We start from the raw sequence: 15,754 nt of genomic DNA, 5'->3' as shown, positions 1-15,754 counted from the left end.
GCTCGGCGCCGAACTCACGGTCCGCGAGGTGTTCGAGAACCCGACGGTCGAGGGTGTCAGCGCGTTGCTCGAACGCATCGGAACGTCCGGTCGGGAGCGCATCCCGCTCGTCCCCGCAGACCGGCCCGCCCGCGTGCCGCTGTCCCTCGCGCAATCGCGGATGTGGTTCGTCAACCAGTTCGACACCACGTCGCCGGCGTACCACCTGCCCCTCGCGGTTCGCATGAGCGGGGCCGTGGACCTGGACGCGCTGTCACGCGGCTGGGCGGACGTCCTCGAGCGGCACGAGTCGCTGCGCACCGTCTTCCCCGTGCACGGCGACACCCCGCACCAGATGGTCCTCCCGACCGCCGACGTCGTGTCAGACCTGAGGGTGACGCTCGTCGCCGACGAGCAGGACCTCTACGCCCGGATGGCCGCCCTCGCTGCCACCGGGTTCGACGTGACCGACACGGTGCCCGTCCGCGTCGCGTGCTTTGAGATCGGCGAGAACGACCACGTCCTGATGGTCGTCATCCACCACATCTCCGCAGACGGAGCGTCGCTCGCTCCGCTTTTCGCGGACGTGATGACCGCCTACGCCGCCCGCACGGCCGGCACCGCGCCCGCGTGGGAGCCGCTTCCCGTGCAGTACGCCGACTTCGCTCTCTGGCAGCGCGACGTTCTCGGCGACGAGTCCGACCCTGAGTCGGTCATGACCCGTCAGCTCGCGTACTGGCAGGAGTCGCTCGCCGGGCTCCCCGAGGTACTCGAACTTCCGGCCGACCGCCCCCGTCCGGCGGTGCAGTCGATGCGGGGGGCGACGGCGCACTTCTCGATCGACGCGCAGACGCACCGGGCGCTGCTGTCCGTGGCGCGCGCATCGAACTCGACCCTCTTCATGGTCGTGCACGCGGCACTCGCGGTGCTGCTCGAACGCCTGTCGAACCAGACGGACGTCGCGATCGGCACGCCGGTCGCGGGTCGCGGCGACCCTGCACTCGACCGCCTCGTGGGCATGTTCGTCAACACACTCGTACTGCGGGCGTCGGTCCGTCCCGACGACACCTTCGCCGACCTGCTCGCGCAGGTGCGGTCGACCGATCTGAACGCGCTGGGCCACAGCGACGTTCCGTTCGAGCGTCTCGTCGAGGTACTCGACGTCCCGCGGTCGACGGCGCATCAGCCGCTGTTCCAGGTGGCGCTGTCGTTCGACAACAACGAATCGGTCCGGATGGAGTTCCCGGGTCTCGAGATCTCCGCGCTCGACGCCCCGCTGGAGGTCGCCAAGTTCGACCTCCAGCTCAGCGTCGGCGAGCGCTACGCCGACGGGGCCGCCGCGGGCATCGCCGCGACGTTCAACTACTCGACCGACATCTTCGACGAGCAGACCGTTCTGGCCTTCGCGGACCGGTTCGGCCGGATCCTCCGTGCCGTGTCGGCCGACCGCGACGTGGTCCTCGGCGACATCGAGATCCTCGACGCCGCGGAGAAGGCCGCGATCGCCCCGGTCCGCGGGCCACAGTCGATCGAACCGCGCACACTGCCCGAACTGCTGCGTTCGGGTGTCGAGATCTCGCCGGAGTCGGTCGCGGTGTCCTTCGAGGGACGCGAGGTCACGTACCGGGAACTCGACGAGCGGTCGAATCAGCTGGCGCGTGTCCTGATCGATCGGGGCGTGGGGCCGGAGAACTATGTCGCACTGGCGATCACGCGTTCCGTCGAATCCATCCTCGGGATCTGGTCGATTGCCAAGGCCGGCGGCGCCTACCTGCCCCTCGACCCGAAGCTTCCGTTCGAGCGGGTCGGCGAGATGCTGTCCGATTCGGCGGCGGTCCTCGGACTGACGGTCGCACGCCATCACGACGACCTTCCCGGCACGGTGCCGTGGATCGTCCTCGACGAGGCGGCGGCGGCCGAGGAGATCGGTGCGCGCAGTGCGGGCGCGGTGGAGGACGCCGATCTGCGCCGCGCGCTGACGGTCGACCACCCGGCGTATCTCATCTACACCTCGGGTTCGACGGGTAAGCCGAAGGGTGTGGTGGTCACCCACCGCGGTCTGGCGAACCTCACCCGCGAGGTGCGCGAGCACTACGTCGTGTCGCCGAACTCCCGATTCCTGCACGTGGCGTCCCCGAGCTTCGACACGTCGGTCGGGGAGATGCTCGCCGCATTCAGCGCGGGCGCCACCCTGGTGATCTCGCCCGCGGACGTCTACGGCGGCGACGAACTCGCCGACCTGATCCGCCGCGAACGGGTCAACAACGTGGTGATGACACCGACCGCGCTGATGACCGTCGACCCCGACGGGCTCGACTCCGTCACGTCCGTCGTGGTCGGTGGCGACACCTGCACACCGGAACTCGTGGCACGGTGGGCTCCCGGCCGCGAGATGCGCAACGCCTACGGTCCCACCGAGACCACGGTCATCGTCACCATCACCGAACCGATGGTGGCGGGTGAGCGCGTGACGATCGGTTCGCCGCTGCGTGGCGTCGAATCCCTCATCCTCGATTCGCGGTTGCGTCCGGTGCCGGAGGGAGTGCCCGGGGAGCTCTACATCTGCGGCCCGTCGGTGACCCGCGGCTACCACAACCGTCCGTCGGTCACGGCGGAGCGGTTCGTGGCCAACCCGTTCGGTGAACCCGGCGCGCGCATGTACCGCACCGGCGACGTCGTGCGCTGGGCGGACGGACATCGGGTGGAGTACGTCGGCCGGTCCGACTTCCAGGTGAAGGTCCGCGGGTTCCGCGTCGAACTCGGTGAGATCGACGCCGCACTCGCCGCGCAGTCGAACGTCGAGTTCGCGGTGACCGTGGGTCGCGAGAACCCGGCCGGGCTGACGACCCTCATGTCGTACGTCCTGCCCGCCGACGGCGCGACGGTCGATCCGGAATCGCTGAAGTCGGTTGTCGGCGAGACGCTTCCGCCGTACATGGTGCCGTCCGTCGTGATCCTCCTCGACGAGATCCCGCTGACAGGCATCGGCAAGCTGGATCGCGCGCGGCTGCCCGAGCCCGAGTTCGTTACCGCGGGGGCGGAGTTCCGTGCCCCGACGACGCCGGCGGAAGAGACGATCGCAGGCATCTTCGCCGACGTGCTCGGACTCGAGCAGGTCAGCGTGGACGACAGCTTCTTCGACCTCGGCGGAAACTCGCTGAGCGCCACCCGTGTCGTCTCGCGGGCCGGACAGGTCTTCGGTCGTCGCATCGGAGTGCGGGAACTGTTCGAGGCGCCGACGGTCGCGGGCCTCGCCGCCCGCATCGGCACCCCCGACGAGAACATCCGACAGCGACCCGTCCTCGCACCGCGGGAGAGGTCTGCCTTCGTCCCGTTGTCGCTGGCACAGTCACGGATGTGGTTCATCAACCGCTTCGACCCGGACTCGCCCGCCTACAACATCCCGCTCGCGGTCCGGTTGACCGGTGCACTCGACGTGGACGCGCTGCAATCCGCCGTGTTCGACGTGCTCGACCGGCACGAGTCGTTGCGCACGATCTACCCGGACTCGCCGGAGGGCCCGCACCAGGTGATCCTCCCCGCCGACCAGGTCCGGCTGGACCTGACGCCCGCCGCGGTGTCGGACGACGAACTGCGCGAGCAGTTGGTGGAGATGGTCACCGCCGGATTCGACGTCACCGCCGACGTCCCGCCGATCCGGACGCGACTGTTCGAGGTCGGCCCGCAGGACTACGTGCTGGCACTCGTCGTGCACCACGTGTCCACCGACGGCGAGTCCACGGCGCCGTTCGTGCGCGACGTCATGGTGGCGTACGCGTCGCGGGCGGCCGGCGGGGAACCCGGTTTCGCGCCGCTGCCGGTGCAGTACGCGGACTACGCGATCTGGCAGCGTGAACTCCTCGGCAGCGAGGACGACCCCGACAGCCTGATCGCCGCCCAGCTGGCCTTCTGGAAGAAGACGCTGGCCGGCGTGCCCGACCTCCTCGAGCTGCCGGTGGACCGGCCGCGACCGCCCGTGCAGTCCCTGCGCGGGTCGCGGATCGACTTCACCATCGACGCCGAGGTGCACCGCGGTCTGGCAGCACTGGCCCGCAGGCACAACGCCAGCGTGTTCATGGCCGTGCACGCCGCGTTCGCGGTGCTGCTCAGCCGTCTGTCCGGCACCGAGGACATCTCGGTGGGCACCCCGATCGCAGGCCGCGGTGAGCGCGAACTCGACGACGTCGTCGGCATGTTCGTCAACACCCTCGCACTGCGTGTACAGGTCGACGGGCAGCAGACGTTCGACGAGATCCTCGACCGTGCCCGGGAGGCAGACCTCGAGGCGTTCTCGCACGCCGACGTCCCGTTCGAGCGCCTCGTCGAGGTCCTGAACCCGGCACGATCGATGGCCCACCACCCGATCTTCCAGGTGGGCTACTCGTTCCAGAACACGACGAAGGCCGAGCTGGAACTGCCCGACCTCACCGTCACACCGCTCGAGGTCGAGGGCGACACCGCGCAGTTCGACCTGCATCTGATCCTGGGGGACAGCCCCGAGGGGGAGCAGATGTCGGGCGTGTTCACGTTCGCCACCGACCTGTTCGACGCCGCCACCGTCAAGCGTTTCGCGGACATGTTCCGCCGCGTCCTGGCCGCCGCGGTGGATTCGCCGCGGACCGCGGTCGGCGACCTGCCCCTCGCAGGCAGCGACGAGCGCGCGCTCGTGGTGTCCGGATGGAACGACACCGAGCGGGCGCTGCCGGAGACGACGCTCGCGGACATGTTCGCGTCCGCCGCCGCGGAGAACCCGGACGTCACCGCTCTCGTGTTCGAGGGCGAGTCGCTGACGTACGCCGATTTCTCGGCGAGGGTCAACCGGTTGGCCCGGCACCTCGTCGGCCGCGGGGTCGGCCCGGAAACCGTGGTCGGCCTGGCGATTCCGCGCTCGGTGGAACTGCTGGTCGGCATGTACGCGATCGCCGCGGCCGGCGGCGCTTACCTGCCGATCGACCCGGACCATCCGGCCGAGCGCACCGCGTACGTGCTGGAGAGCGCGCAACCCGTCTGCGTCCTGGCGACCCGCGCCGTCGTCGGGGGACTGCCGGGCGGGGTCGACTACCTCCTCCTCGACGAACTGGATCTGGGTGGAATGGACCCGGCCCCGCTGACCGATTCGGAGCGGATCGCACCGCTGCGGCCGGAGAACGCCGCGTACGTGATCTACACGTCCGGCTCGACCGGTCGCCCGAAGGGTGTGGCGATCGCGCACCGTGCGATCGCGAACCAGTTGCGGTGGAAGCAGTCGGAATACCCGCTCACCGCGGAGGATTCGGTGCTGCTCAAGACGGCGGCGACATTCGACCTGTCGGTGTGGGAGTTCTGGTGGGCGCTGACCGCGGGTGCACGTCTGGTCGTCGCCACACCGGACGGCCACCGCGACCCGTCGTACCTGGCCGCACTCGTTGCGGAGCAGCAGGTCTCGACCGTGCACTTCGTGCCTTCGCTGCTGTCGGCGTTCGTCGCGGTGGCGGAGCCTGCCCAGCTGGTGTTGTTGACACGGGTGCTCTGCATCGGTGAGGCACTGCCCGCCGACACGATGCTCCGCTTCCGCGACGTCTCGAACGCGGAGATCTTCAACCTGTACGGCCCCACCGAGGCCGCCGTCAGCGTCACCCACTACCGGTGCGGCGACGAGCGCGACGGTTCGGTCCCGATCGGCAGGCCCGAATGGAACACGCAGACCTACGTTCTCGATTCGCGTCTGCACCCCGTTCCCGCCGGAGTCACAGGTGAGCTCTATCTCGCGGGCGAGCAGTTGGCGCGCGGCTACTTCGGCCGCCACGACCTCACCGCGGAACGGTTCGTCGCCAACCCGTTCGGCGACGCCGGACACCGGATGTACCGCACCGGTGACCTGGTGCGATGGAACCGCGACGGCAACCTCGACTACGTCGGCCGGAGCGACTTCCAGGTCAAGGTCCGCGGTTTCCGGATCGAACTCGGCGAGATCGAGCGGGCGCTCGTGGCGCATCCGTCGGTGGCGCAGGCCGTCGTCGTGGTCCACCACGACCGTCACACCGGGGACCGGCTCGTCGGCTACGTGGTGCCGGAGCAAGGCAACTCCGTCGACGACACCGACGTTCTCACGTTCGCCGGCCGGTCGGTGCCGGGGTACATGGTGCCGTCCGCGCTGATCGCCCTCGATGCGCTGCCGCTGAACATCAACGGCAAGCTCGATCGCAAGGCGCTCCCCGAACCCGAGTTCGGTGGCGCCGCGGACCATTACAAGGGTCCGCGCACCCCCGTCGAGGAGATCGTCGCCGGAGTCTTCGCGGACGTGCTCGGTCACGAGCGGGTCAGCGTGGACACGAGCTTCTTCGACCTCGGCGGCAACTCGCTGGTCGCGACGCGCGTGGTCGCCCGCGTCAATGCCGCGCTCGACACGTCGATCGGTGTGCGCGAACTGTTCGAGGCTCCGACGGTGATCGCGCTGTCGGCACGCGCCGAGCAGTCCGATTCGGCGGGCGCGAACCGCCCGGCGCTGGTGCCCCAGCCGCGTCCGGCCCGGATTCCGCTGTCCCCGGCGCAGTCCCGCATGTGGTTCATCAACCAGTTCGACACGGCGTCGGCGGCGTACAACATTCCGCTGGCGATCAAGCTGACGGGCCACCTCGACGTCGCGGCGCTCGAACAGGCACTCGGCGACGTCGTCGAACGGCACGAGACGCTGCGCACGACGTACCCCGACACCGGCGCCGGTCCGGGCCAGGTCGTGTTGTCGCGGGCCCGGAGTTTCACCTCACTGGACGTGGAGAACGTCGCCGACGAGAACACCCTGCGTGAGCGCGTGATCTCCCTCGTCACCGCCGGTTTCGACGTCGCGAAGGCCGTCCCGGTCCGCGCGCGTCTCCTGCGGATCGACGCCGAGCAGCACGTACTGGTCATCGTCGTCCACCACATCTCGTCCGACGGCGCCTCGACGGCACCGCTGGCACGCGACGTGGTGATCGCCTACAGCGCCCGCGCCGCCGGTTCCGAACCCGCCTGGGCTCCGCTCGACGTCCAGTACGCGGACTTCTCGCTCTGGCAGCACGAGTTGCTGGGCGACGAGAACGCGTCGGATTCGCTGGCCACCAAGCAGATCGACTACTGGCGGACCACGCTCAGCGGTCTGCCGGACGTGCTGCCGTTGCCGACGGACCGGCCGCGGCCGCCCGCGCAGTCGATGCGCGGCGCGAACTTCGACTTCGAGATCGACGCGGAACTGCGCGGTCGGCTCGGGGCGCTGGCGCGCGAGCACAACGCGTCGCTGTTCATGGTCGCGCACGCGGCACTGTCGGTGCTGCTCGCTCGGCTGAGCGCCACGGACGACATCGCGGTGGGTACTGCCATCGAGGGCCGCGGCGAGGCCGCGCTCGACGATCTGGTCGGCATGTTCGTCAACACGCTCGTGTTGCGCGCGCAGGTCGACGTCGACGCGACGTTCTCCGACCTCCTCGCGCAGGTGCGTCAGCACGACCTCGGTGCGTTCACGCACACCGAGGTGCCGTTCGAGCGGCTGGTCGAGATCCTCCAGCCGGAACGTTCGACGGCGTTCTCGCCGCTCTTCCAGGTGGCTCTGGCGTTCCAGAACATCGAGCAGGCGCACCTGGAGCTGCCCGGCCTGACGGTCGAGGGACTCGACGGTGGCATCAGCGCCGCGAAGTTCGATCTGCAGCTCACGCTCGCGGACGCAGCCGACGCGGACGGGGACGCGCCGATGCGGGGCGTCTTCACCTACGCGACGGATCTGTTCGACGAACGCACCATCGCGTCGTTCGCGTTCCGTTTCCAGCGCATCCTCGAGGCGATCACCGCCGACGCGTCCGTGCTGATCGGGGACATCGACGTCCTGAGCGAGAACGAGCACGAGGTGCTGGCACCCGTCCGCGGCGCCGACAGTGCCGCACCCGAGCTCCTGTCGAGCATCCTGGCCGCCGCCGCGGCGGTCGACCCCGACGCCGTCGCCGTCGTGTGCAGCGACGAGCAGGTCACCTACCGTGAGCTCGACGAGCGCTCGAACCGTCTCGCCCGCGTCCTGATCGGCAGGGGCATCGGGGCCGACGACTTCGTCGCGCTGGCGCTGACGCGTTCCGTCGAATCCATCCTCTCCATCTGGGCGGTCGCGAAGACCGGCGCGGCGTTCGTGCCCGTCGATCCGAGCTACCCGTTCGACCGGATCCTGCACATGGTCACGGACTCTCGCGTGGAGGTCGGTCTCACCACCGGCGCCCACGTCGGCGAGCTGCCCGACACCGTGCGGTGGCTGGTGCTCGGTGAGGACGAGATGGACGGCGACTGCGCGTCCGTGTCCTCCGAGGCCGTCACCGACGCCGACCGCATCCGTCCGACACGGGTCGACGACGCGGCGTACGTCATCTACACGTCGGGGTCGACTGGTCTGCCCAAGGGCGTCGTCGTCACCCACACCGGGTTGGCGAACGTCACGACCGAACAGGTCGAGCGGCTCCGGCTCACCCCGCAGTCGCGGGTGCTGCACTTCGCCTCGCCGAGCTTCGATGCGTCCGTGTTCGAGTTGCTGCACGCCGTCGCCGCCGCGTCGACGATGGTCATCGCGTCCGGCGTCGTCTACGGCGGCGACGAACTCGCCCGGTTGCTGAAGAAGCAGAAGGTCACGCACGCGTTCATCACGCCCGCGGCCCTCACCACGGTCGACCCGGCCGGGCTGGAAGGCATCGAGGTGCTGTCGGTGGCCGGCGAGGCCTGCCCGCCGGAACTCATGCAGAAGTGGGCACCGGGCCGGCGCATGTTCAACCTGTACGGCCCGTCCGAGGCGACGATCTGGAGCACGTCGAGCAACCCGATGAAGGCGGATCGGCCCGTCACCATCGGTGGTCCCACCCGGGGCGTCGACGTGGTCGTGCTCGACTCCCGGCTCACGCCCGTCCCGGTGGGGGTCGCGGGTGAGCTGTACGTGGCGGGTCCGAGCGTGGCACGCGGCTATCACAACCGGTTCGCCCTGACGGCGGAGCGTTTCGTCGCCAACCCGTTCGGCGGTCCCGGTGAACGGCTCTACCGCACCGGCGACGTCGTCCGCTGGGTGCACGACGGGGAGACCGGCGACCTCGTCCTCGACTACGTCGGCCGGTCCGACTTCCAGGTGAAGGTCCGCGGGTTCCGCATCGAACTCGGCGAGATCGACGCCGAACTCGGCAGCCACCCGAGCGTGGACTTCGCGGTCACGCTGGGCCATCACCGCGAGCAGACCGGTCAGACCGTCCTGGTGTCGTACGTGATGCCGGCTCCGGGCGCGTCGATCGACGTCGCGGAGCTGTCGGCGTTCGTGTCGGAGACCCTGCCCGGGTACATGGTGCCGTCGTCGATCATGGCGATCGACTCGGTGCCGCTGACGCCCGCCGGAAAGCTCGACCGCAAGGCGCTTCCCGAGCCGCAGTTCGTGTCGGCAGCCAGTGAGTACTGCGCGCCGTCGACGCCGATGGAGAAGGCCATCGCCGACGTCTTCGCGCAGGTGCTCGGTGTGGACCACGTCAGCGTCGACGACTCGTTCTTCGCCCTCGGCGGCGACAGCATCGTGTCCATCCAGCTCACGACCCGCGCGAAGAACGCCGGGGTGCTGTTCACGGCGCGGGACGTCTTCGAGCGCAAGACCGTCTCGGCGCTGGCCGACGTGGCCGACTGGGCCACCGACGTCGAGTCGGTGAAGCTCGAGGAGCTGCCGGGCGGCGGCGTCGGTTCGATTCCGCTCACGCCTATCGCGCACTGGCTGGTGGAGACGGCAGGGACCTTCGAGAAGTTCTCGCAGGCGGTTCTGCTGACCACCCCGCCCGCGGTCACGCGGGATCAACTGGTGGCCACGGTGGATGCTGTCCTGGAACGCCACGACATCCTCCGATCCCGGCTCACCCGGACCGGGGACGACTGGGCGTTCGAGACTCTCCCGACCGAAGCCGCATTCGGTGCGGACGACCTGATCGAGCAGATCGAGTTCACCGACAAGCCGGGAACGGACGGATTCGAGAGACTGGCACGCGCGGCTCTCGACCGTGCGGCGGAACGGCTGGATCCGGCGTCGGGCCGGATGACGCAGTTCGTGTGGTTCGCTCCCGCGGCCTCGTTGCCGGGGCAGAGCGGCCGCCTCCTGGTGCTCGCGCATCACCTCGTCGTCGACGGTGTGTCCTGGCGAGTGCTGTTGCCGGACTTCGCGACCGCGGGTTCGCAGATCACGGCGGGACAGCCGGCGCAGCTCGAACCGGTCGGCTCCTCGGTCCGTGCGTGGGCGCACGGTCTGGTCGAGGAGGCGAAGTCGCCGCACCGCGTGGCGGAACTCGACTTCTGGCGCGGGATGCTCGCGGACACGGATCCGCTGATCGGAAAGCGTGCGTTCGATCCCGCACGCGACGTGATCGCCCGGACCGACCGCCTGAGCATGACGTTCTCGACGCAGGTGACGCAGGCGCTGCTCACCACGATCCCGCAGTCCGTGAACGGAGGTGTCAACGACGGCCTGCTCGCGGCTCTCGCTCTCGCGGTCGCGCGCTGGCGTGGACTCCGCAACGGGACCGAGGATCGCTCGGTGCTGATCAACCTCGAGGGACACGGCAGGGAAGAGGCGACCGTGCCCGGTGCCGACCTCTCCCGTACGGTGGGCTGGTTCACGAGCCTGTACCCGGTGCGGCTGGACGTCTCCCGGGCCGATCTCGACGACGCGTTCGACGGCGGGACGTCGACAGGCGCGGCGCTGAAGGCGGTCAAGGAACAGCTGCTTGCCGTGCCCGACAAGGGCATCGGCTACGGGCTGCTTCGCTACCTGAACGAGGAGACCGCTCCGGCCCTGGCATCGTTGCCGACTCCGCAGATCGGGTTCAACTACCTCGGTCGCGCGGGCTCGGTGGATCTGCCCGCCGAGATCCGGGATCTCGGCTGGATCCCCGACAGCGATTCGGGTGAGTTCGGCGGTGCCATGGACGACGACATGGTGGCACCGGCGGTGCTCAGCATCAACGCGGTGACGTCGGAGACGGCGTCCGGTCCACAGATCGAGGCCAAGATCGCGTTCGCCACCGAGATTCTCGACGAGGCGGACGTCTGGGAGCTCGCCGAACTGTGGCACGCCGCGGCGACCGCACTGGCCGAGCGCGCCTCCGCGCCGAACGGCGGCGGTCTCACACCGTCCGACGTTCCGCTGGTGTCCGTGACGCAGGACGACCTCGAGGCGCTCGAGCGGCGCTACCCCGACGCCACCGACGTGTGGCCGCTCGCCCCGCTGCAGTCCGGAATGTTCTTCCATTCCGTTCTCGCCGAGGACGCGGTGGACGTCTACACCGCCCAGGTGGTGCTGGACTTCCAGGGCATCGTCGACACCAGCCGGCTCCGCGGCGCGGCGGAGGCGTTGATCGCACGTCACGCGAACCTGCGCACGGCGTTCGTCCCCGACGATTCGGGGACCGCGGTCCAGGTGGTCGTCGACCGTGTCGCACTGCCGTGGGAAGAGCTCGACCTCTCCCGTCTGTCCGAGGCCGAACGCGCGGAGCGGATGAGTTCCGTTCTGAGCGAACATCGTTCGGCGCGGTTCGACATGAGTCGTCCGCCCCTGATGCGGTTCCTGCTGATCCGCACGGGTGAGAACAGCTACCGGTTCTCCATCAGCAACCACCACATCCTGCTCGACGGATGGTCGATGCCGTTGCTGATGAAGGACCTGCTGGTGCTGTACGCCACCCGCGGAGACGGTTCGGTGCTGCCGCGCGTGCGTGGCTACCGCGACTTCCTCGGCTGGCTGTCCGAACGCGACACCGACGCATCGCGCAGCGCGTGGGCGCACGCACTGGCGGGACTGGACGGTCCGACCGTGCTGGCCCCGGCGCCGAGCAGCGAGGACCGTCCCGAACCGGCCGAGTTCGCGCTGCACCTCGGCGAGGTGGTGAGCGAGAACCTGGCGCGCATCGCCCGGGACCGTGGCCTGACGATGAACACGATCGTCCAGGCGGCGTGGGGTCTGCTGCTGGCCCGCATGACGGCCTCGGACGACGTCGTCTTCGGCGCCACCGTGTCGGGTCGCCCGCCGGAGGTCGCAGGCATCGAGTCGATGGTGGGCCTGTTCATCAACACCATCCCGATTCGCGTGCGTATCGATCCCCGTGAGTCGCTCCTCGGACTGCTCGAGCGGCTGCAGGCGGAACAGTCGACGTTGTTCGACCACCATCACATCGGTCTTCCGGAGATCCAGCAGATCGCCGGAATCGGTGGGCTGTTCGACACTTTGACGGTGTTCGAGTCGTACCCGGTGGACCGCGCAGGTCTCACCGAGGACAGCGACATCGACGGGCTCCGGGTCGCCGGGGTGCAGATCAGCGACGCCTCGCACTACCCGCTGAGCCTGCTGGCCCAGTCGGACAGCGAGCTACAGCTGGTCCTGAAGTACCTCCCGGACGTATTCGGCGCCGACACCGTCGAGCGGCTCGGGTCCCGGCTGAACCGGATCCTGCAGACCATCGCGGCCGGCAGTTCCACGCTGGTGGGAGATCTCGATCTGCTGACCGGCGACGAACGCGAACTCGTCCTGTCCGGGTGGAACGACTCGGGGCACGACGTCACCGACGAATCCGTGGTGTCGATGTTCGGCGCCCAGGTCGCTCGCACGCCGGATCGAACGGCCGTGGTGGCGGACCACGTGCGCCTCACCTACGCCGAGTTCGACGCGCGCGTGAATCGTCTGGCGCGGCACCTGATGTCGATGGGTGTGGGGCCGGACTCGGTGGTGGGCATCGCGATGCGACGCTCGCTCGACATGGTGATCAGCCTCTACGCCGTCCACACGGCGGGCGGCGCGTACGTGCCGATCGACCCGGAGCACCCCGCGGACCGCACCTCGTACGTCGTGGACAGTGCCATGCCGACCTGTGTGCTGAGCCTGGCCGACGACATCGCGAATCTCGACGTGGACGTGCCGGTGTACCTGGTCGAGGACTTCGACCTGTCCGAGTACGCGGACGGCCCGGTCGAGGATTCCGAGCGGCTCGCCGAGTTGCGCCCGGACAACCTGGCCTACGCGCTGTACACGTCGGGTTCGACGGGACGTCCGAAGGGCGTGGCGATTCCGCACTCGGCGCTGGCCAACCAGCTGGCGTGGATGCGGGACGTCTACGGCATCGGCGCGCAGGACGTGGTGCTGCAGAAGACACCGTTCACGTTCGACGCCTCGGTGTGGGAGCTGTTCCTGCCGTTGGTGGTCGGTGGCACTCTCGTGATCGCGTCGCCGGACGGTCACCGCGACCCCGAGTACATGGCAGCGACCGTGGGTACGGAAGCGGTGACGGTGATCCAGTTCGTCCCGTCCGTGCTGACCATGTTCCTCGACGCTGCGACGGCCGACCGGTGCGGTTCGCTGCGCCTGGTCTTCGCGGGCGGTGAGCCGCTGCCGCAGTCGGCGGCCGACCGGGTTTCCGGTCTCGGTTCCGCGGAATTGGTGAACCTGTACGGCCCGACCGAGGTGACCATCAACTCGACGGCCCACGTGGTGGAGCCGTCGGGCACGGCGACGATCGCGCCGATCGGTTCGCCGGCCTGGAACACCCGCGTGTACGTGCTCGACGCTCATCTGAACCCGGCGCCGATCGGTGTTCCCGGTGAGCTGTACCTCGACGGCGCGCAACTCGCTCGCGGATACGTCAATAGTTCCGCACTGAGTGCAGAACGGTTCGTCGCGAACCCGTTCGGCGATTCGGGTGCGCGAATGTACCGCACCGGCGACCTCGTCCGGTGGAACGAGAACGGCGTCCTCGAGTTCGTGGGCCGCACCGACTTCCAAGTGAAGGTGCGCGGACTGCGTATCGAGCTCGGCGAGGTCGAGGAGGCGTTCGTCCGGTATCGCGACGTGGCGCAGGCCGCCGTCATCGTCCACAACAGCGAGGTGGGTGCGCGGCTCGTCGCCTACGTCGTGCCGAAGCCGGACGCGGTTCTCGACCCGGCAGCGCTGAATGGGTTCGTCGCGGAATCGTTGCCCGAGTATATGATTCCGGATTCTGTGATGGTTCTCGCCGAACTTCCGCTGGGCACCAGCGGCAAGCTCGACCGGCGCGCGCTGCCGGTGCCGGACTTCGCGTCGGCGGCCGACTTCCGGGCGCCGCGCACCGACACCGAGCGTGCACTCGCGACCGTGTTCGGTGAACTGCTCGGCCGGGAGAGCGTCGGAATCGACGATTCCTTCTTCGAGCTCGGCGGCGACAGCATCGTGTCCATCCAGCTGGTGGCGCGGGCGCGTTCGGCCGGTATCCACTTCACCGCGCGAGATGTGTTCGAGCGGCGCACGGTTGCCGAGCTGGCCGCGGTGGCGGATTCGGGCGAGTCCGCGGCGGCCGTACTGCAGGAGTACGAGGGTGGTGGCGTCGGAACTGTGCCGCTCACCCCGGTCGCCCGCAAGATGGTCGAGCGCGGCGGCGACTTCGACCGGTTCGTCATGCCGTTGATGCTGACGTTGCCCGCCGGGATCGAACGCGAGCAGGTGACCGCGACGATCGCCGCCGTGGTCGACAAGCACGACGTGCTGCGGTCGACCCTGGTCACGTCCGGTGTAGAGGACGCGCTCGAGATCGCACCCGCGGGTAGCGTCGACATCGACGCCACCGTGCATCGGGTGGAGATCGCGGCCGGCGACGAGCCCGGTTCGCCGGAGTTCGACGCGGTGGCGGGTGCGGCCTTCGACGCGGCGCTGGATCGCCTGGATCCGCGCACCGGGTCGATGCTCCAGTTCGTCTGGTTCGACCCCGCCGAGTCGGATCGGCGCGGACGGCTCCTCGTGGTGCCGCACCACCTCGTCATCGACTCCGTGTCGTGGCGGATCCTGGTGCCGGACTTCGCGACCGCGGGCGCGCAGATCGCCGCCGGCACGTCGCCGTCACTCGAGCCGGTCGGAACGTCGCTGCGGCGCTGGACCGACGGTCTGCTCGAGGCGGCGGTCGAGCCGGAGCGGGTGGCCGAACTCGAGGTGTGGGAACACATGCTGACCGGCCCGGATCCGCTGCTCGGATCCCGTGAGCTGGACCTGGAAACCGACCTGGTCAGCACGCTGGAGCGGACCCGGGTGGATGTTCCCGCACCGGTCACCGAGGCATTGCTGGGTGGCACGCCGGGTGCGCTCGACGGTGAGATCGGCGACGTTCTCGCGGCAGCCGTCGCGTTGGCGGTGGCCGCATGGCGACGCGACCGCGGAGTCGAGGCTTCGTCGACGGTCGTCACCCTCGAGGGCCACGGACGTGAAGAGTCCACGGTGCCGGGTGCTGATCTGTCGCGGACGGTCGGCTGGTTCACCACGATGTACCCGGCACGTCTCGACCTCGCCGGGGTCGACATCGCCGATGCACTGCGGGGTGGCGCGGGCGCGGCGGACGCCGTACAAGCGGTCCGGGATCAGCTGAGCGCGATCCCGGACCGGGGAATCGGATACGGGCTGCTCCGGTATCTGAACCCCGACACGTCGGCGGTCATGAGGAACTGGCCGGAACCGCAGATCGTGTTCAACTACATCGGACGCGTCAGCGCGGCCGAGGTTCCCGAGGCGGTACGTGGACTCGACTGGCTGCCCGATTTCGAATCGCCCGTCACGGGTGGATTCGAGAAGAGCGCGATGCCCGCCCAGGCCGTCCTCGACATCCAGTCGGTGATCTCGGAAACCGCGGAGGGCCTGCAGTTGTCGGCCTTCATGTCCTTCCCGCCCGGCATCCTCTCGACGCCGGAAGTGGACCGGTTCGGAGAGTTCTGGGTGGCCGCGCTCACTGCGCTCGTGGCTCAGGCCGAGGAGCGATCCGGGCGCTGA

Annotated in this window: 1 protein-coding gene (running past one end of the window); it reads left to right on the top strand. The window is 69.2% G+C overall.

The genetic code is table 11. The features are described 5' to 3' along the window. On the top strand, positions 1–15,754 hold the end of the coding sequence (locus HGB39_RS14525; protein ID WP_064079817.1) for a non-ribosomal peptide synthetase. The gene continues 17,999 nt to the left of window position 1, outside the view; only the last 15,754 of its 33,753 coding nucleotides appear in the window; the start codon falls outside the window, past its left edge; the stop codon is at positions 15,752–15,754.

The sequence above is a fragment of the Rhodococcus opacus genome, assembly GCF_012396235.1.
GTDB lineage: Bacteria > Actinomycetota > Actinomycetes > Mycobacteriales > Mycobacteriaceae > Rhodococcus_F > Rhodococcus_F opacus.
The sequence above is the reverse complement of the archived record's forward strand: the minus strand, read 5'-3'. Positions and strand labels throughout refer to the sequence as shown.